This is a genomic window from Paenibacillus sp. FSL F4-0100 (assembly GCF_037993005.1).
In the GTDB taxonomy this organism is placed as follows: Bacteria; Bacillota; Bacilli; order Paenibacillales; family Paenibacillaceae; genus Paenibacillus_AQ.
Window position 1 is genome coordinate 4,059,284 of the sequence record NZ_CP150303.1, and the last position, 20,627, is coordinate 4,079,910.

10 protein-coding genes are annotated in these 20,627 nt (G+C 53.3%); all 10 read right to left on the minus strand.

What is annotated here, in order from left to right; all coding sequences use genetic code 11:
* Nucleotides 1–303 precede the first annotated feature (303 nt).
* The 10 genes from MHH48_RS18300 to MHH48_RS18345 all read right to left on the minus strand — a co-directional run bounded on the left by MHH48_RS18300 (nucleotide 304) and on the right by MHH48_RS18345 (nucleotide 20,613).
* Nucleotides 304–735 (minus strand): universal stress protein, encoded by a 432-nt coding sequence (locus MHH48_RS18300; RefSeq protein ID WP_076321397.1) that lies wholly within the window; start codon nucleotides 733–735, stop codon nucleotides 304–306.
* A gap of 2 nt (nucleotides 736–737) precedes the next feature.
* The gene (locus MHH48_RS18305) at nucleotides 738–1,973 is read right to left on the minus strand and encodes an MFS transporter (RefSeq protein ID WP_076321398.1); all 1,236 of its coding nucleotides are present in this window, start codon (nucleotides 1,971–1,973) and stop codon (nucleotides 738–740) included.
* Nucleotides 1,974–2,194: 221 nt separating this feature from the next.
* Nucleotides 2,195–2,761 (minus strand): XRE family transcriptional regulator, encoded by a 567-nt coding sequence (locus MHH48_RS18310; RefSeq protein WP_076321399.1) that lies wholly within the window; start codon nucleotides 2,759–2,761, stop codon nucleotides 2,195–2,197.
* A 428-nt stretch (nucleotides 2,762–3,189) separates the two neighbouring features.
* Nucleotides 3,190–4,116 (minus strand): alpha/beta hydrolase, encoded by a 927-nt coding sequence (locus tag MHH48_RS18315; protein WP_076321400.1) that lies wholly within the window; start codon nucleotides 4,114–4,116, stop codon nucleotides 3,190–3,192.
* A gap of 688 nt (nucleotides 4,117–4,804) precedes the next feature.
* A complete protein-coding gene (locus tag MHH48_RS18320) occupies nucleotides 4,805–5,263 on the minus strand; it encodes a cupin domain-containing protein (protein ID WP_076321401.1) in 459 nt (152 codons plus the stop codon).
* 589 nt (nucleotides 5,264–5,852) lie between these two features.
* On the minus strand, nucleotides 5,853–7,226 hold the full coding sequence (locus tag MHH48_RS18325; protein WP_076321402.1) for a M20/M25/M40 family metallo-hydrolase: 1,374 nt from the start codon (nucleotides 7,224–7,226) through the stop codon (nucleotides 5,853–5,855).
* Between the two features lie 14 nt (nucleotides 7,227–7,240).
* Nucleotides 7,241–8,521, minus strand: coding sequence for an ACP S-malonyltransferase (gene fabD / locus MHH48_RS18330; protein WP_076321403.1), 1,281 nt, complete (start codon nucleotides 8,519–8,521; stop codon nucleotides 7,241–7,243).
* A 22-nt stretch (nucleotides 8,522–8,543) separates the two neighbouring features.
* Nucleotides 8,544–9,260, minus strand: coding sequence for an alpha/beta fold hydrolase (locus MHH48_RS18335; protein ID WP_083659573.1), 717 nt, complete (start codon nucleotides 9,258–9,260; stop codon nucleotides 8,544–8,546).
* 40 nt (nucleotides 9,261–9,300) lie between these two features.
* On the minus strand, nucleotides 9,301–10,272 hold the full coding sequence (locus tag MHH48_RS18340; RefSeq protein WP_076321404.1) for a hypothetical protein: 972 nt from the start codon (nucleotides 10,270–10,272) through the stop codon (nucleotides 9,301–9,303).
* A 33-nt stretch (nucleotides 10,273–10,305) separates the two neighbouring features.
* Nucleotides 10,306–20,613 (minus strand): non-ribosomal peptide synthetase, encoded by a 10,308-nt coding sequence (locus tag MHH48_RS18345; RefSeq protein WP_076321405.1) that lies wholly within the window; start codon nucleotides 20,611–20,613, stop codon nucleotides 10,306–10,308.
* Nucleotides 20,614–20,627 lie beyond the last annotated feature (14 nt).

Genomic DNA, 20,627 nt, shown 5'->3' on the forward strand with positions numbered 1-20,627 from the left:
AGCCGAATGCCATCAAAACAGGGAGCAGTGTTGTCGGTGGTTTGCTCCCTGCTTATTATGTGCTTTGTCGTCTGACAAAAGCGGTCTGGAGGTCGATTATGATTCGAACTATCCTGCCCGTTACCTTAATAAGGAGCAATCGCACCAGACATTAGATAACCATCTAATCGGACAAGTAATCAAAAGGGATACAGAAACAGCGGCATTGTAGGACACAAATATCCTAGAATGCCGCTGTATGATTCATCTATAACGTTCCCCGTTAGTATAACAATGCATCATTTCTGCAGTTCCGTAAAGGAGTTAATGTACAATGAGGACTGGACAACTTGATAGCTGCGAAACCTTGTGGCTGACACTTCCTAGCATCATTTCTTTTATGCCCCTTAGCCCACGGCTTCCGATAATAATAAGTTGCTGCTCGGTATCCCTTGCATAATTTAATATTTCATGTGCAGGATCTCCCTTAAGATGAACTGTTTCCGGATTGATCCCTGCAGATTTTAATTTAGATTTGGCTTGTTGCAACTGTTCCAAACTCGCTTTCTCCATTTCGTTCAATATTTCTTCCAAGAAATTCTCTGGTACATATGTCATGCCATTCGACACATATTCCTGGCTGACATTAACCAAGGTAACTTGAGTTTGTTTGTTTCGGGCTATTTCAATGGTTGCATCGAGGAGTTTGTTCGTTATTTCAGCTTTATCAATGGCCACAATAATTTTGTCAAACATATTTATCGTCCTTTCCGTTGCAGCTCGTAGCTATTTCGGCTGCCTACAAAACGGTTTCTTGCTGCTCCAATACCGACTAAAAAGAGTAAAACCGAAGCGCCAAGCAGAATGAAAAGTGGCAGGTTCCAACTATTTGTCGCATCATGCAGGTATCCTATAAGGGCAGGACCGATTGCGGCAAGAAGATATCCAATCGATTGCGCCATGCCAGACAGTTCCGCTGCTTGATGCGCATTTTCAGTACGTAACCCGAAAAACATCATGGCCAAGCTAAAGGCGAAACCTCCACCAATTCCGAGTATGATGATCCACAACAGAATGACATTGGAACTGCCGTAAAGAAGTCCGAGCGTCCCCGTCAAAAGCAAGATGGTTGTGATGACCACTAACAAACGTTGGCTAGACATACGTCCAGCAATAACGGGGACAATAAAGGTAAATGGAAGCATAGCTAACTGCATGATCGAGAGGTACCATCCTGATTGATTGGAGTCAATTCCTTGCTGCTTTAAAATTTCAGGCAACCATGCGATCAGCACATAGAAAACCATGGACTGTATACCCATAAACAAGGTTACTTGCCAGGCAAGCGGGGATCGCCAAACATTCACATCGTTGCTGACCATCTGTTGACTCGTCTTGGCTGTTTGTTTCGTTTGATTTCTTAATTGGGGTAACCAACAGAGAATCGATACAAAGCTTAGAATCCCCCATATTCCCAATGCTCCCTGCCATTTTAGCCCTGCGTTCATGGCTAGCGGTACACTGATTCCCGATGCGATTGCTCCACATAAATTCATTGAAATGGAGTAAACTCCTGTCATGGAGCCAATTTTATTTGGGAAATCCCGTTTAATTATACTGGGCAATAATACATTACAAATGGCAATTGCGAATCCAAGAACTGCTGTCCCAATAAACAGATTAACTGCGCCAGATAAAGATCGTATTACAATACCAACAGTCAGAAAGATTAGGGCAATCAAAATGATACGCTCAACCCCATACCTTCGTCCTAACTTTGGTACTAGAGGCGATAATAAAGCAAAGGCAAGCAAGGGTACCGTTGTGATCAGGCCTGCTAATGTATTTGAAATATGAACGTCATCCCTTATAAAACTCACTAAAGGACCAACTGAGGTTAAGGGAGTACGTAAATTAGCTGCAATAACAATAATGCCGAGAATGATCAGCCCTATTGAGGATGGTACGGCCTTTTTATTTTGTTTGTTCGGCATTCTTCATTTCTCCTTCTTAAATTCAGACATATTATTTCTTTCCTGCTGATTGAAAAAACTATGCTATAACATCCGCGCGAATAATAAAAGTATATTATAATATACTATTTTTAACAAGAAGTATTTCATAACATACCTGATCTCATCTAAAAACAAAAATACAACTCTGAATTCCCGTCATGGAATTCGGAGTTGTATTGAATAAGTGGCATTTTCGATTTTTAGAAACCATATTTTAAGGATATATGGAGCACTGTTTCACTATTCGTATGATTCGTATAAGAGTGAGGAGAATCTGCACGAAAACTGATCGTATCATATTGATTCAATGTGTAAATCTCTCCATTGACTTGAATTTCAATGGAACCCGTCATTACTGTCGCAATTTCAGTTGTATTCACATGATGACCTTCAGGGTGATACGAGCTATTTGGCTGTAAGTAAGCCCGACACATTTCAATATCGCTGCTTGCGTTTTTAAAGACTGGTTCAATGATCCAATTTTTTTGATCATTAGAAAACCGCAGTCCTTCGCCTGCTCGATACAAACTAACAGGGTCTTCTGATTTGAACAAAGCCAATAACGGTAAAGATATGCCTTTTGAAATTTTCCATATAATCGCCAAAGTTGGATTTGTATCGCCACGTTCGATATTTCCCAGAGTAAGTTTGCTTACGCCCGTTAATTCCGCTAAGTCGTCTAAACTCATGTTTTTTTCTTTTCTGTACTTTTTCAAGGCACCGCCGATTTGTAATACAATTTGTTTTGATTCATCGACTTCATCCATTTGATATTCACCTCAACAAATAACTTTATAGCTAGTATATTGTTTATCTAGACTCTTTTCCATACGATTAGTATTTGATGGTGGACTACACTCCTATGTAAAATTCTGATATCTATGTACTAATCTGCCCGTTAGCGTAATCTGCTGGGAAGTTGGTACGGTGTAGTATTCTGTTACTCCAATATTTTTCTGATGAAGAAGTTCTTTAACGATATCTAATGGTAACTTCTCAGTCTGCACCGCGTGTGTTGCAAAGGCATGACTAAAATACTTATCTAACTAGTAATCGGCTTATGTTCTTGTCTCTCAGCAATTTTCTTGTTCTCCGACATTTGTCGCTTCTGCCTAAATCAATTAAACTATCGCCATCGCCTCCGTTAGTTCAATGACTACATCAACAAAAGAACGGAAAAAATGCCGTTCTTTTGTTATTGCACGAATTTTTTATCATCCATATTTGCTTGTTTAACGTCCACCCAATTTGTATTATGCAACATCTCCGAAGAATCCCCATGAAATGCCTTCATGGCTTCCTGATCATCAAACAGCCGATATCTCATCCAAGCCGTCAAGTAACCCCTATGATTGCCACCATTACCTTCAATCGCTGTATGAGCTGCACCTTTTGCCATCCCCATCATAACAGGCGTACTTGCGTTAGTACTATGCAAGGCTAATTGATTCGTTGATACCGGTGAGATTAGAAAATCTCGTGTACCGCCCATAATGAGGAAAGGAACGGTAATAAGTGCTGTATCGTACACATCTTCTGGATCACAATGCTTCAAATCCGGGAGAGCGATGGATACAACCGTCTTAATCAAGGATCCACTTATATAGTTGGTATGAGCATTAATAACCCCAGTAGACCCTTGAGAATGTCCAGCTACACCAATATGCTCCATTTGTATTTTTTGATAAAACAAGCTGTTTGCTAGTTGGTTTTCATTTTTCAAATAATCAATAGCCTCCACAATTTCTTTACCTGTTCCTGTTGTCTTGCTATAGGAATCTATTACAATGAATCCCCAGCTAGCAAGATGAGTTAAGAGCTCATCATAACGATCTGGCGTGGCATCTGTCCCATTCCCCCAAGAAATAATAGGATAGGATTCGTCTCCTTGAAATGCTGGGTAGTAAATTCTAAATAAAGCCTCACCGTTCGTACTCTTAACTTCTTCTACCTTTACATGATAGCTTCCTTGCTGTGCATAACGCTGCTCAATGCTTCCTTCTGCAAGTTCTGGTACATTAGAATGAATGATTATTTGCATGAAAATTGTTATTGGAACTGCAACGATAAGGACTAAAGCTGACAACCATAAAATCCACTTTCGTTTTTTCAAAACCGACATACACGTGACCTCTACGATAGTCTATAGGTTTCTCTATAGGTTTCTCTATCGTTTTCTCTGTTAAAATATAGAACTAAAGGGATATACGTGAAAGATGTAGTTATGTTTCATTAAACAAGTGCTAGATTGAAAAATAGATACGGAAGACCGAGAATAGCTTAAAAAATACGATTTGCTGTAAGTGCAATAGACTCGAAGTTGATCACCAAAGAGATGTGATGGTTGATACTCCGATGCTTGAGTGAATACAACGCTCGTTATAATAATCAATATAGGACGTGACCACGCTATAAGCTTCTGCTTTGTTAGTAAATAAATTCGAATGTCGTAGCTCAGGTTGATAACCTTCTTCGTTGAAACACCTAATCGACAAAGGTCCTCCACAATGCACCCAATTTTGTGTCAAAATCCTACAATAGGTATAAAAAAAAGCCCAGAGAATCAGGCTTTAGTACTGTTCGTAATGTGGTCACATTTGTCTCATTAGACATCATCCCGCAGAATACAAGGATTGTATCAGGAGATCCTGCCCGCCGGTCGGGAATTATTCTGGCAGCTAGTCCGCTCGAAATTGGTACCGGGGCATCGCTAAAGCCCCGGTTCTGAAACCATGGAGCCCGGAGTATACGTACATTACTGTTGCGGCGGTTTCGGTTTCGGATTTCTCCGGCGAGTAGAAATTAGAATATTACGCTTGTTCTGCCCAGTTAGCCGGATATGTTACATAGATAAATCGTGCATATTCTGGCACAGAAAATTGAATCCTACTTCCATTTGGAATCAGGATCACTTCTCCTGGTCCAGCTGACACCTTTGTACCATCGATGATAACATCCAGATGTCCCTCAATCACATAATCAATTTCATCGTAGTTAAGTGTCCAGTCAAAGGTTGTTTTTTTCATCTCCATGATACCGCAGCCAAGTCTTGGACTTTCCTTTAGCGAAAAAAGATCTTTACAATAGACGATATCATTAGGGTTGCCTGTATCGAGACGATCCTCTTCTGTTACTTTCATATTTGGCACTTTAATAGAAGTAATCCCTCCAGGACCTCTATGAACGTTCTGTTCAATAGCATCAGCCCCTACTTTTTCCATGATGACTTTACGAACCATCTCTTCAATCATCTTTTTATCGATACTCATGGGTACCCTCCTCTACTTCTTAGGTGCAGTTTTTTGGAACCATTTTACTTGCAATGAGCATAGCAACCATTACAGCCGTGATACACTTTTGAACATCGATTCTGTTCTCGACTAAAAGAGGTGTGAAACAAATTTTTGCCATTTCCTCATCTCCCATACCAGAGAATAAACACAAAAAGGCCTAAAGTTATACCGCTTCCTAACAAGTAGGAATGCTATAACCTTAAGCCTCTTTGCTTTAGTAAGACTACGCCTTTGTAGTCCTCTATTACATTTTAAACGTGAATGAAACGTTTGTTTCACACGCTGTAGATTCAAATTGCATGCTCCCTTAAGTTTATCCTCTACATAGCTATTTACAATAGATAAAACTAAACTTTTTTGTGAACATTCTTCAACGTTGAATCCTTTGCCATCATCTATAACTCCAATCGTGCAAAAGCTGTTGTTGGCAACTCATAGAAATAACGCTGTGTCCATGCTCACAATCTTGAAAAGCTATGCAAAAAAAGCGCTTGAAATGGCCATTTGCATTTCAAGCGCTAATAAAATTGTAAATATGCGAATATTCAAAACGTTTTAAAAGGCATCATGGCATCGCTCCGTACCGTTCCAGCACCCGGTAAATCGCATCCGTGCCGAACCCGACCGCTTCTACAGGAATGCGTTCATCAGCCGCATGAATCAGTTTGGTAAACTGCATGTCCTTGGGCAGTGGCATTGGCAGGAAACCGTAGGTTTGGATGCCGAGCCTCGCAAACCATCTTCCGTCAGTCCCTCCGGGCAGCAGCATCGGCACCGTAACGGCCTCCTTATCCGCTTCTTTCAACACATCGGACAGCAAATCGAACATTCCCATGTCGGGAGCTGCGGCGCATGGATCATGGCGCAGCACTTCCAACCCGATCGAATCATGAATCGCGAATCGGCGCAGCTCGTCCATAAATTGCTGCGGAGTGACGCCCGGCAGCGTTCGGCCGTCGAGCTCAACCGTAATTTCGCTTGGATGAACGTTGATTTTCTCGCCGCCGTGAACGACGGTCCCACTGACCGTATTACGCAGAAGAGGGGCGAACGTCTCGCCCTTTTCCCCCAGCAGCTTCAGGATGAGGCCGCACAGCCGGGGACGCAGCAGCCCTCTCAGCAGCAGCGCTGGCAGCAGCGGCAGTGCGGCGGCCATGCCTTCAATCATCAACCGCGCCGCTGGTGCCACACGTATCGGCAGCTTATTCCTGCTAAGCGATTGAAGCATGTTCCCCAATTGCGCCATACAATCGGCTCCAGGCTTGCCCATGGAGCCATGGCCTCCGTCTCCTCGAATCGTCGCTTTGAGCCAACAGAGCTGCTTCTCCGCCACCATAATCGGATAAAAGGTTTTTCCCAGCGCATGAAACGAGAAGCCGCCGAATTCGCCGAGCGCATACTTGACGCCCGCAAAATAATCGGCATGCCGCTCTACCAGGAAGGAAGCCCCGTATTCGCCCCCTGCTTCCTCGTCGCTGACAATCGCCAGAATGAGATCGCCGCGCAACGGCAGCTTGCGGACATGCGCGCGGAGGAAAGCCGATACGAGCATCGCCAGGCCGCCTTTCATATCAAGAGCACCCCGCCCCCAGACGAAGCCGCCCTCGATGTTGCCCCCGAACGGGTCGCGGCTCCAGTCTTGCATGCCTATGCCAACGACGTCGACATGCCCGTACAGCAGCAACGGCGGTGCCTTCCCGCTGCCCTTTATCCTGGCCAGCAGATTGGGCCGGGCCGGATCAAGCGAACAGGTCCGCGTCTCAATGCCCGTATCCTCAAACAGTTGCCGGATATACATGATGCATGCGGCTTCCTCGCCCGGCGGATTTGTTGTATTGAAGCGGATCAATGCCTGCAAAATCTCCACGGGAGACGGCAGCCCCGCGGGGCCCCGGGCTCCATCCTGTTCTAAATCGTCATTGGCCAGCCGGATACCCATGACCAAGCTCCTTCCTATAATAGACTGCCAGCGTAAGGTCGGTCGGCAGGAGAAACGCCCGGCAAGCTGCGCAGGCCGAACTCATCGCACAGCCTTGCGAGTCGCCGCTCCTGCTCATCGGCGGACGTGCCTTTGGTGCGAAACACCGATTCTAGCATCGCCAGCGCTTGCCGAACATGCGCTTCCGCCACTTGCTCTCCCGTCTCCCGCAGCCGATCGACCAACTGCTGCACGCCGCGGTAAGGCGAAACGACGCCTTGTTCATATTCAGCCGCGTTCCAGTTGCGGTTGCGGACGCAAGTGGCGATAGCCAGACAACGATTCAGCAGATCAATCGAATAAGCGTTCGTTTGCCGGCTTGCGGCAACCAGATGCGCTTCATCCTCCTGGTCGTCAAAAGCGAATACGCGCAGTCCGTCCGCTGGCGCCAGCCGTTTCAATACATTGCCCGGACCCAGTTCTACGGCAGAGGCAACGCCAATACTTTTCTGAAAGGCAAGGACAGCCGGCCAATTGACAGGGTCCGTCAATCCCCTTGCCAGCATACCCGCGATCTCCGCCGTATTTCCGTATGGCAGACCCGTCAAGGAGGAAACGACGGGAAAATCCATTTCTCCAAACGAGACGCGGCTCAGCACTTCGACAAATTGCGCCGCCGCCGGCGCCATCAACGGACTATGGAACGGCGCGCTTACCTGCAGCGGAATGACTGCGGCCCCATGGGCGGACAGTCTTTCGGACGCTTCATGGACAGCCTCTTTGTGGCCCGAAATCACCGTTTGCCGCTCTGAATTCATATTCGATACCACAACAATACGGCTTCCGTCCGTGCAGCCTGCGCTGATTTCCAAGCATACTTTGGCGACAACATCAGGACTCGGCCCGTTCACGGCGGCCATTGTGCCGATCCCCGCAGCGGCGGCCCCTTGCATCAACTCGCCGCGGCGGCGTACGAGCCTGAGCGCATCCGGGAACGTTATGGCTCCCGCGCAGGTTAAAGCGGTAATCTCGCCCAGGCTGTGGCCGGCTGCCATCGCAGGCAGGTATAACCATTCACGACTATAGACGCGGTACATTGCCACACCAAGCGCAAGAATAGCGGGTTGGGCATTGTCCGTCCTCGTCATCTCCGTTGTCGGTCCCTCATACATCAGGCTGTCAAGGCGCATGCCCAGCGCTTCGTTCGCTTCCTCCATCGTCGCTTTGACAACCGGATACCGCTCGCTCAGCATTTTTCCCATCCCGACGCGCTGCGATCCCTGACCGGGAAACCATATCGCATGTTTGTTCAGCATCTTCCATCACGCTCCTTACGGGTCAGATCGGGGCAGGCGCCTCGGTCAGCTTTTTGTTAATCACCGCTACAACATCGGATTCCCACTCATGCAGGAAAAAATGTCCGCCTTCAAACAGCATCAGCTCGCAGCCTCCCGTCGCATACCGCTCCCATTCGCCGAGCGGGCCTTTGACGCAGCCGTCATCTTTACCGCTCAAGATGGTAAGCCGGAGCGGCAGCGGCGGCCGCATCCGATGCTCGTATTCGCCGACAAGCTTGAAGTCGGCTCTTAGGATCGGCATAAACATATCCAGCAGCTCCCGATGCCGGAACAGCTCGTCCGGCATGCCGCCGAGCCGCTTCACTTCCTCGAGAAACTCGTCATCCGGAAGCAGATGGGTCCGGCGAGCCTCCTTCTGCTCGCAATGCGGCGCCCCTCTGCCGGAGAGGAAGACTGCCGCAGGCAGCGGGAATCCTTCTTCCCGCAGCGCATGCAGCACCTCATACTCGAGCAGGCTGCCCATGCTGTGGCCGAATAAAGCATAGGAGTCGGAGCCAAGTGCCGTCTCCCTTACCAGCGGCAGCAAATCCCGCACGGCCTCCGCCGCGTCCGCATAGAACGGCTCGTCCATGCGGCTTCCCCTGCCCGCCAGTTCGGCCGGCACCAGACGCACGCCGGGATGCAGCCGGTTCGTCCAGCGTTTGTACACTTGAGCGGAGCCCCCTGCATATGGCAAACAAATTAAAGATATCGTCATAACGCCCGCCTCCCGGGTAACATGTTGACGCAAGCGGCTTTTACGCGCCGGCGACAAGCGTGGTCCAGAACGTTTTTTCCTTCGCGAACAAATCGTCCGCGAGCGCCAGCTCTCTGCCGCGTTTGAAGTCCCCCGTCACAAATCGGTCCTTCACCAGATCCCATCCGTCCCTCACTACGCCAAGCTGACCGGACAGCGACTCATGCAGCGCTTCGTCGATCAGCCCCTTCTCCCGCATGGAGCGGAGCAGCGACGTGTTGGCTATATGCCGGTTGCAAATGATGTTGACGCCGACAAGGCCATAGGTCAAATGAGCTTGCTTCTTCTCCGGGTCGGAATCTACATTCCACATACCCTCTATTGAGAACTCGCCAAGCTCCCTCGCCAGCCGCTCCGCATTTTCCACCACTTCAGTCAGCTTCAACTCGTAGGGCTGAATTTTTTCCTGCAAGTTGTATACGTAGAAGGCAGGCCCCAAATAGCTCGGGTTCACGTTGTATTCCGAGTTGCCGTACGCCTTGAGCAGCCTTTCCTCCGGCACCTCGTGCTCCTCGTAGCCGGCAAGCGTATCGTCAATGACGTAGAAGACGCCGCGCTCCTTGTCGTATCCGTTAAACAGCGAATAATGATACCAATGGAACCTTTTCCAGGCCATACTGCCCGGCAGCCAGTCATACAAATCGACGTTTACGCTCAAGTTGCGTCCGCCCTCCAGCATCGCCCTGATTTCATCCGGCACCGTCTCCATGCTGCGGAAATGACCGGGCTCGATATAGCGGATCACCTGCGACAGCGGGAATCTGGCCGGATCGTCCATATAATAGAGCGTGTCAATAGTCGGATAGCGGAAGTCTTTGTCGGTTGCAGCCTCCCAAGGAAAGTACCGGTAAATGTTCAAATACGCCGCATCCCTGTAGCTGGGATCCTCGGACACCGCTATGGAAAAGGCCTGGTTCAGCATGCAGTTCATCCAAAACTCGTTAAACGGTTTCCTTTTCATCGACAGCTTCATGGTTCGCCGCCCCCTTAGGCTCAGAATTTTGGTTCAAGCAAGCTTGCTTGCCGCAAGCACAGCACTGATTTTTTTCTTTGCTCCGTCTTCGACCAGCGCGTGTATGATCGCCGTATAATCATCCGCCAGCGCCCAGGCATTTTCTTCGCGGAAAAGACTTGTCGCATATTCCAGCGTAAAGACGATCTTGCCGTCCCGCTCCGCCGCTTCAAGCGTCAAATCGAATTTGCTGACGCCCGGATCGAATTCCTTGGGATCGAATTCAATGCCGCCCGAACGGTAAGCGACGCGATCGATATTTTGCAAAATAAACATCGTATCGAACAGCGGGTTGCGGCTGCGGTCCTGTTCGATTCCCAGCTTTTGCACCAAATCCTCAAACGGGTAATTCTGGTGTTCCAGCGCCCGCAGCACATCCTCATGCAGCTCGGTCAAATAGTCGCCAACGGTCCGGTACGATTCCGGGAAGCTGCGAATCGCGACCGTATTGACGAACATCCCCATCAGCCCTTCCAGCTGCGCATGATTGCGGCCTGCTACCGGTGTGCCGATAATGATATCCTCGTCACCGCTCCATTTGCTCAGCAGCATCGCATAAGCCCCGAGCAGAACGGTGTACAACGTCGTGCCGCGCTCGCGCGCAAACGCCTTGATCTGGAGCGTCAGCTCCTCATCCAGTCTGAAGTTGATCAGACTGCCCTTGAAGATTTGCAGCTCCGGTCTTGGCAAGGAAGTCTTGAGCTCCAGCGTTGGCAGTTCCCCTTCGAACGCCTCCAGCCAGTAGCGCTCATGCCCCATATAGGCCTCGCTGCCGATTTGTTCTTCTTGCCATACCGTGTAATCCCGGTACTGGATATCCAGCTCTGGCAGATCGCCGCCGCCGTACAAAGTGGTCAGTTCCTGCAGCAGGACGCTGACGGAGACGCCGTCGGTAATAATATGATGCAAGTCCAGCAGCAGCAAATGGCGCTCCTCGCCAAGCGGAATCAATCCGGCACGGAACAGCGGGAGTCTGCCGAGATCGAACGGACGGATAAAGCGCTCCATCAGCGCGCTGATGCCGCCGAATAATCCTTCGTCTCCGCCTTCCGCGAGCAGCTTGCCCGCCGCCATTCTCAGCTTGGCGCCCCGCTCCAACGAAAATACCGGCTCCGCATGCACGCGCTGGCGGAACTCGTCCTCCTCGTGATGGAACGTCGTCCTGAGCGATTCATGGCGGCGCATTATTGCAAGGAAAGCTTCCTCCAATCGCTCCACATCGAGCTTGCCCTGCATATGCACGGCGAACGGCACATGGTACATCGTTGCCTCGCCCGAGATCAGCCCCATCATAAATTGGCGGCGCTGCGCCCTCGACATCGGGTAATGCTCGCGCTCCGGCTGCTTCGGAATGCGTGCGGCCGCCACGGTTCCGCTAGTGTCCAGATGGGCCGCTAAACCTTCAAGCGTAGGGTTCATAAAAATATCACGCAGCGGCATTTGGATGCCAAAGCGTTCCGCAATGCGGCTGATCATGCCCGCCGCCTTCAGGGAATGGCCTCCAAGATCGAAAAAGCTGTCCTTGGCGCTGATCGCATCCGTACCGAGCAGTTCCTTCCAAATCTCCGCCAGCTTGCGCTCGGTATCCGTCGACAGCGGAACAAGCTCTCGTGTGCTAGTGTCGGCTGGTCCCGGAGCCGGCAGCGCCCTTCTGTCGATTTTGCCCGTTGGCGTAAGCGGAATCGCATCCAGAACGACCATGAAGGCCGGAACCATATAAGAAGGCAACTTGTCCGCGAGATATTCGCGCAACTGCGCGGTCAACCGGCCGGATGGCGCGGCGCCGTCTTGCTCTGCATCTGCTGCTGCGACGTTCAACATGACGACATACGCGCAAAGCGCATATTCCCCATCCTCTTCCTCAAATGCGGTAACGACCGTTTCCTTCACCTGCTCATGGCGAAGCAGCAGCTGTTCAATTTCACCGATTTCAATCCGGTGGCCCCTGATTTTTACCTGGAAATCGCGGCGTCCCGCGTAGGCGAACTCGCCATTTTCAAGCCTGCGCCCAAGGTCGCCCGTGCGATACATGCGTTCGCCCGGCGCATACGGATTCGGCACAAAAGCGACATCCCATTCGGGATGGCTGAGATACCCGCGCCCGACGCCCGGCCCGCCGATGCAAATTTCGCCCGTCACGCCTGTCGGCTGCAGCTTCAGTCCTTCGTCAAGCACCATCATGAGGGAACCTTCGATCGGCGTACCGATCGAAATGTCCTCGCCTTCGGTCACTTCCCGGATCGAAGTCCACACCGTCGTCTCCGTCGGACCGTATAAATTAAACAATCTGGCTCCGGTAGCGGCGCGCAGCCTGCCGAGCACATCGGCCGTCAGCGGCTCCGCTCCGATCATCAATATGCGCAGCTTCTGCAAACCGTCCGTTTCGCCTCGCTGATTCATCCACCATTTGAAGCGCGACGGCGTAATTTGCAGCACATCGACGCCGTGCGCGTCAATCTGGCCTTCCAGCAAGGCGGCGTCGCCCCGTTCCTCTTCGCTCGCGAGTACAATCCGCATACCCAGCGTGAGCGGAAGCAGATTTTCAACGACAAAAATATCAAAGGAGACCGATGCCATCGCCAGGATGCTCTGGCCCCTCTCAAACGGAATCCGGTCTCGGAAGCCGCTGATGAAATGCGCCAGCCCGCGATGCTCGATCATCACTCCTTTGGGACGCCCGGTCGAGCCCGACGTATACAGCACATACGCCAAATGGTCCGGCTTATGGACTAACTCCGGATTGCCTCTGTCCGCCGCATACAGCTCCGGATCGTCCAGATACCACTCGGCAACGGCTCTCGTTACGACTCCTGCATATGCTTTTTCCGTCAGCAGAAGCGCTTCGCCGCAATCCTCAAGCATCCAGTCGATCCTCTCTTTCGGATAAGCGGGATCAATGGCGACGTATGCGACTCCGGCTTTCAGAATCCCCAAAATGGCGACAAGCAGCAGCGGGCTACGGGACGCCATCAGCGCGACAATGCGCTCAGGCCCCACACCCTTCGCCCGCAAGGAATGGGCAAGCCGATTCGCGCGTTCGTTCAGCTCGGCGTACGTCACCGTCTCCGTGCCGAATTGAATCGCCGCCGCATCCGGCGTGCGCGCCGCCTGGCGCTCCACCTCCTGGACAAACCCCGTCCATTCCGTCGTGGCTTGCGAGGAAGCCGTCGCATTTCCTTGCTGGTCCGTCGTGTCTTTCTCGGCTCGAGTTTCCATCCTACCATTGCTCCCCTCTCTGCTAGCGGCCTGTACCGGCATGCCTCCTCCGGTCAACAGTGCCAGCAATTGCTCCCGCTCGCTTTCACTCATCAGCTCAAGCTCGCCGACCGTGCGACCCTGCGATCTGTACATCTCCCGTACGAGTACGGTATAGCTCTCCGCCATGCGGCGCGCGGTTTCCTCATAAAACAAATCCGTTGCGTATTCCAGTTGAAGCTCGATTTCCTCTTCCCGCTCCACCGCTTCCAGTGTCAAGTCGAACTTGCTTGTCCCCGTCTCGAACGGCATCTCGCCAAAGACGAGGCCGTCAGCTTCCATCACCGCCCGGTCCATATTTTGCAAGACAAACATAACGTCAAACAAAGGATTGCGGCTTCTGTCCCTATCGGCCTTCAGCTCTTCGACCAGCTCCTCGAATGGATACGTCTGGTGCGAAAGCGCCTCTACGACATGATTATGCAGCTCCGCCATATAGGCCCTTACCGTCTTGTCTCTTGCCGGTCTGGTCCGCAGTGCCAGCGTGTTGACGAACATGCCGATCATGCCATGTATATCGGCATGCTCCCTGCCGGCGGCGGGGGTGCCTACAATCACTTCGGCCTGCCCGCTGTATTTGGCCAGCATCGCGGCAAAAGCGCCCAGCAGCACCGTATACAGCGTCGTCTTGGCTTCCCGAGCCAGCTTTCGCGCCGCTGCCGTTGTTCGCGCGTCGAGACGGAACGAATGGCGGCGGCCCTTATAGCTCGGCAGAGACGGCCGCGGCCGATCCGTCGGCAGCTCCAGCACAGGAAGCTTGCCTTCGAAGATTTCCATCCAGTACCGCTCATCCTCTGCATAAGCGGCATTTGCAAATCCGGCTTCCTGCCACACCGCATAATCGCTGTATTGCACTCGCAGTTCCGGCAGCGCTTGTCCGGCATACAACTGCGACAGCTCATTCACCAGCAAACCGGAGGATACGCCGTCTGTAATAATGTGATGAACGTCCAGCAACAGCAGATGATCCTCCTCATTCAGTCGCAATAGCCCCGCCCGCAGCAGAGGCACCTTGTCCAGATGGAACGGGCACTGAAAGACTTCCATCAGCCTGGTCACCTCGGCGCCGTCTGACAGTGCTCCCCGCAGCGCTTCGTCTCCGGTCAACGCTGAGTAATCCAGCGTCTCCAGATTGAACGCATACGGCGGATGAACCATTTGCCTGAACTCGTCCTTAGTCATATGGAAGGTAGTCCGCAAGCTTTCGTGGCGGCTGATCAGCGCCGTAAACGCGTCTTCCAGCCTCGCCGCATCCAGCCTGCCCTGCAAGCGGAGCGCAAACGGCACATGATACATGGTGGCGTCTCCGGCCAGCATCTGCATCATATATTGGCGGCGCTGGGCGCGCGACATCGGATACCAATCGCGGCGCTCCGCCTTCGGGATCGGCTCGGCCGCCACAGCGGCACCGTCCCGCTCCTTCAGCCAGGCGGCCATTTCCGCAATGGAGGTAAGCTCGAATATCAGGCTGAGCGGAACCAGGGCGCCTGTCGCCTGCTGCAGCTTACCCGCCAGCACGGCAGCCTTCAAGGAGTGGCCGCCAACCTCGAAAAAGTCGTCGTGAATACCAATTGGTCCGGCCGTATCGCCCAGCACTTCCTCCCAAATGGCGGCGACGCGCTCTTCCATCCCGTCTCGCGGAAGCTCCGGCTTTCCCCGCTCCCGAAGCCCGAGTTCTGGCTCCGGCAAGGCGCGCCGGTCCACTTTCCCGTTCGGCGTCAGCGGTATCGCGTCAATCGCCGCGATATAGGCCGGTATCATCGCTTCCGGCAGCTTGTCTTTCAGCTTTCTTCGCCATTCCCGCGAAGGGAGCTTGTCCGAAGCGACCACATACGCGCACAGCTCCTTGTCGCCGCTTGCCTGCTCGCGGGCGACCACAACTGCATCCTCCACCTCGGGAAGGGAAATCAATTGCGAGCGAACCTCGTTCATTTCAATCCGCACGCCTCTGATTTTCACCTGTTGGTCGACCCGGTCCACGTACATCGCGTTGCCGTCCGGCAGCCACTTTGCGATATCGCCGGTTCGATACATGAAGCGGCCCTTATGGTACGGATGCGGCAAAAAGCGCTCGGCTGTCATATCCGGCTTGTTCACATAACCGTCGGCAAGGCCTCTGCCAGCAATATACAGCTCCCCGGCTACACCGATAGGAGCAAGTTGGTCGCCATAGCCGAATACATAAATTTCGACGTTGTGCATCGGTCCGCCAATCGGCACATAGTCGCCGCGGTAAACGCCCGGCTTGTATACGTACATATTGGAGCAAACCGTCGCCTCCGTCGGGCCGTAGCCGTTAATAATCCGAATCTCGGGATTAAGCTTCTTATACAGCTCCAGCGTTTCATCTTGAATTGGCTCTACCCCAACAAGCATTTTGTCCAGCGTAATCGCGGAAGCCGATTGTTCCAGCAGCCGCGCAACCTCTTTCAGCAAAGACGGCGGCAAATAAGCGAATGTAATCCGCTCTTCCGCAATCACTTCGGCAATTCGCCGCGGATCAAGCAATTTCGGCTCCGGGTAAAGTACCGTGCACGCCCCGAACATAAGCGGCATAAACAGCTCCGCTACGCTGACGTCAAACGAAATATTGGTCAGGCTGAGGCATCTGTCTCCCTCGCCGTATTGCCCCTCGAAAAACGTCCTGAGCGAATGTCCGAAATTGTAAAAGCTGCGGTGCGGCACCATGACGCCCTTCGGCTGACCCGTTGAACCTGAGGTATAGATGACATACATCGGGTCATCGGGATCCTGTGCCCCTGCGGCGGCAGCATCGTCTCCGCCGGAGAACAGCGTCTCATCCGTTATGTCCAGCACCTGCAAGGAGGCCGGCACGATGGCCGCGGCTGCGGAACGCGCGCCGTCCGCGAATACCAGCTCCGCGCCGCTGTCCTCCAGCATATAGCGGATGCGCTCCTCGGGATAATGCGGATCTACAGGCATATAAGCGCCTCCCGCTTTCATAACAGCCAGCATAGCGGTCAGCATGGGAATGGATCGCTCCGCCATGATGCCGACTACGCTGCCGCGTCCCACCCCTTTGGTGCGCAAGGTACGCGCCAGCGCATCGGTGCGGCGATCCAGCTCCCGATAGGTCATGGATTCACCGCCGTAAGCTACGGCCGGCAGTTCGGGAACGGCCAGCGCCTGTTCCTTAAAGCAATCATGCAGACAGCGCGGCGGCGAAAAGTCCGCTTCGCGTCTCCCCAACGCCAGCATGTGCAGGCGCTCCTCCTCCGTCAGCATCTCCACTTCGCCGAGCGTGGCGCCCGGTCGGAGCGTCACGCTGCGCAGCAGCTGCACATAATGCCGCATGAACCGCTCGGCTGTCGCGCGGCGAAACAAATCGGTATTATATTCCACGACAAGCCGCAATTCCGCACCATTCTCCACAGCCTGAATCATTAAATCGTATTTGGCGGTTCCATGCTCAAAGCGCTGGTGGCGATACGACAACCCCTCAGATGAAGCGTTTGGAATACCCAGGTTTTGCATGATGAACATCGTGTCAAACAGCGGACTCCGGCTGGCATCCCTTCTGTCCATCCATTGCGCGATTTCCTCGAATGGATAATCGGCGTGGGCGTAAGCCCCAGTCGCCATCTCTTTCACTTCGGACAAAAAAGCTCTGAATGGCTTGTCCGCGCGCGGATAAGCGCGCAGCACCAGCGTGCCGGTGAACATGCCCGCGATCGCTTCTAGCACGCGCCTATTCCGTCCAGCAATCGGCGTGCCGACGGCAATGTCCTCGGCCCCTGTATAGTGGGCGAGGAACGTGTAATATGCCGATAGCAGCACCATAAACGGAGTCGTGCCCGATTCGGCCGCTAGGCTGCGCACAGCCTTCATCAAACCGGCCTCGACGTAGACGTCGAACGTTTCGCCGCGATTGCCTTTGACGAGCGGCCGCGGGGCATCGGTTGGAAGCGCAAGCGTCGGCCAGTCTCCTCGGCATTGCTCGCGCCAATACCGTTCGGCGTTCCCAGAGAGCGGCCTGCTCTCCTGCCATACCGCATAATCCTTGTATTGCAGCGGCAGCGGCGGCAGCGAACCTCCCTGATATAAAGTCATCAGGTCGGACAAAAGAATGCCCGCCGACATGCCATCGGATGCAATATGATGCATATCAAGAAACAGCACATGGCGCTCCGGCCCCAGCGTCAGCAAAGCTGCGCGGAGCAGCGGAGCCGTATCGAGCCTGAACGGCCGGAACAAGCTTTGCAGCACGGTGTCCGCTTCCGCTTCATCGGCCTCCATGCGAATCAAGCGGAAAGAAATGGCGTCGTGAACACGTTGTCTGATCTCTCCGTCGATGACGTGGAAGGTGGTGCGAAGCGTCTCGTGACGCTCTACAATGGCTTGCAGGACGGTCTCCAGCCGATCTGCATCAATAGTCCCGTCCAAGTGCAACAATTCGGGCAAATTATAGCTGCGATCATCCGGCATCGCCTGCTGTTGCAAATACATACGTTTCTGCGGCGATGAAACCGGATAATGCTCTTGCGGAGCTGCCTTTGGAATCGGCTCCAGCGTATCGCCGAACAAAGAGTCGGACACTTGGCCGGTCAATGGCCCGTCCTGCACTCTGGTTACTCTTGATCCGCCAACACCTCCAGCCGCCGCTTGCCCGTCACGAGTACCGTCCGCCATTTTCCCGTCATTGGTGCCGGCTACTGCTTGCCCGCCGTTCGCCTCTTTCTCGCCGATCCCAACGCCTGCCCCTTGTCGATCATGCCCTGCGCTTGTTCTTTGCGCTGTCACCGCGCCGCTCTCCCTGAGACGCTGCTCGATCAGCGCTGTGAACGAAGGCAGATCCGCATGTCCCAGCAAATCCGCCGCCTGAATGCGGACGCCCACAAGCTCGCTGACCCGGTTTACTATTTTGAGCGCAATAATGGAATCTCCGCCCAGCTCATAAAACCCGGCATTCGCAGGCAATTCGTCATAACCCAGTAGCTCTCCCCAAACATCTGCGACATGCTGCTCCCATTCCAGGCGGGAGCGCTCCCCGGTTAACGTAACGCCGCGGCGACTCTGACTCGTCATCCCGCCGCTCCGCTGAAGCACGGCCTGCCATCTGGCAAACGTCTCGTTCATTTCTTGCCCAAGCTCCTCGGGAATATCTCCACCGAGCGAATATCCGCTCCAGGCCGCAAATGGCATATGAAGCGCTGCTCCAGCCCGCGTCTCCTCCACCCAGCAACGATGAGCATCGAACGGATACGTCGGAAGCGGCAGCCGATGGCAGCGTTGTCCCCGAAAGATTGCCTTCCAGTCGATCTCGTATCCGCCCACGTAACGTTGGCCCAGCTCCAGCGCTTCCAATTCCCGTTCATTTGAACCGGGTTGCTGTCTCATATTCCCGACCGGAGCTGAGTCGGCTGTCCCGAAGAGGACGTTCGGCAGCGCAAGGCCGTTAAGGCCGCTTTCGGCAACGGAATGCAAGGTGTGGACAAGCTCCTCCCAGCCGCTTACCGCAATCGCCAGGCGATACCGATGGGCTCCCCGGCCAACGGCCAAGGTGTAGCAAAGATCGGCTAGGCTGCGGTTCTCATCACCGCGATGCTCCTGAGCCCAGTCCCGCATCTGCAGCACGAGCCGCTCCAGCGCCGTCATGCTGTGCGCTGACAAGCAGAACAGCTCCGCTCTGTCCGAATGACCCGATGGTGTACCGGTAGGAGCCTCCTCCAGCACAACATGGCAATTGGTCCCGCTCATACCAAACGCGCTTACTCCACATCTTCTTGCTTCGCCGTTCGTCTCCCATGGCGTCAATTCGTCATTGACATAAACGGGCGAATCCACAAACGGAATGTTGCGGTTGGGCGAGCGATAATGAAGCGTTGGCGGAAGCTGCTTGTGGACAAGTGACAGGATAGCTTTGAGCAGCCCTGCAATGCCGGCGGCATGGTCGAGATGGCCGATATTGGTTTTCAGCGAGCCGATGGCGCAAAATTGCCGCTTATCGGTATATCTCCGGAAGGCGCGCGTCAGCCCGTCGATTTCGATCGGGTCACCCAGCGAGGTTCCCGTGCCATGAGCCTCCATATACGTCAAGGTTTCGGGATCAATGTCCGCATCCTGCCAGGCGCGCACAATGACGTCCTCCTGAGCGAGGGCGTTCGGGGCGGTAATGCCGACCGAGCTGCCGTCCTGATTCATCGCGCTGCCTTTGATGACAGCATATATAGGGTCGCCGTCCTCCTGCGCACGCGACAGCGGCTTAAGCAGCAGCGCAATCACCCCGTCGCCAATGCCAGTTCCATCCGCCGAGTCGTCGAATGTTCTGGCCCGGTTGTCGCTTGACTCGATGCCAAGCCGTATACCGGTATCAAGCGGCAGCACGTTAATCTTGACGCTGCCGGCAATCGCCGCCTCACATTCACCGCTGCGAATTGATTGGCATGCCAGATGGACCGCTACCAGTGAGGAGGAGCAGGCGGTGTCCACGCTGATCGCCGGTCCGCGCAAATTAAGCAAATACGAAATCCGGCTCGGTATCATGGAGCTCAGATTGCCTGGCGCCGCCATGGACAAGGCATCCGGGTCCAAAGCTTCGATGATTCGCTTGTAATCATGCAGCGCGTCCCCGTTATAGCCCATAAAGACGCCGGTGCGCGAACCATGCAGCGCAGCTCCGCCGTACCCTGCATTCTCAAGCGCTCCCCAGGCCGTCTGCAGGAACAGGCGTTGCGCTGGACTCATCAGCGAGGCTTCCTTGGGCGAAAGCCGGAAAAAAGAATAGTCAAAACCCGAAATATCTTCGATATACGCCCCGTCAAAAAAGGAAACGGAGCCGTATTGCGCCTCCATGCGGCGCAAATACGGCTTCAATTCCTCCTTGCGGGAATCCGGAAACCCGCCTACCAGATCCTTACCACTCCGCAGAAGCTCCCAGAATGCTTCATGCGATTCCGCGCGCGGCAGCTTGGCGGATATCCCGACAATCGCAATATCCTTGAGGGAAACATTGGAGACGGATCCCCCGCTTGGCCCCTTCCGCCCGGATGTGTCTTTTTTGGTATCCAGCAAATCCAGTTGAAACATGGCGCCCTTACCTC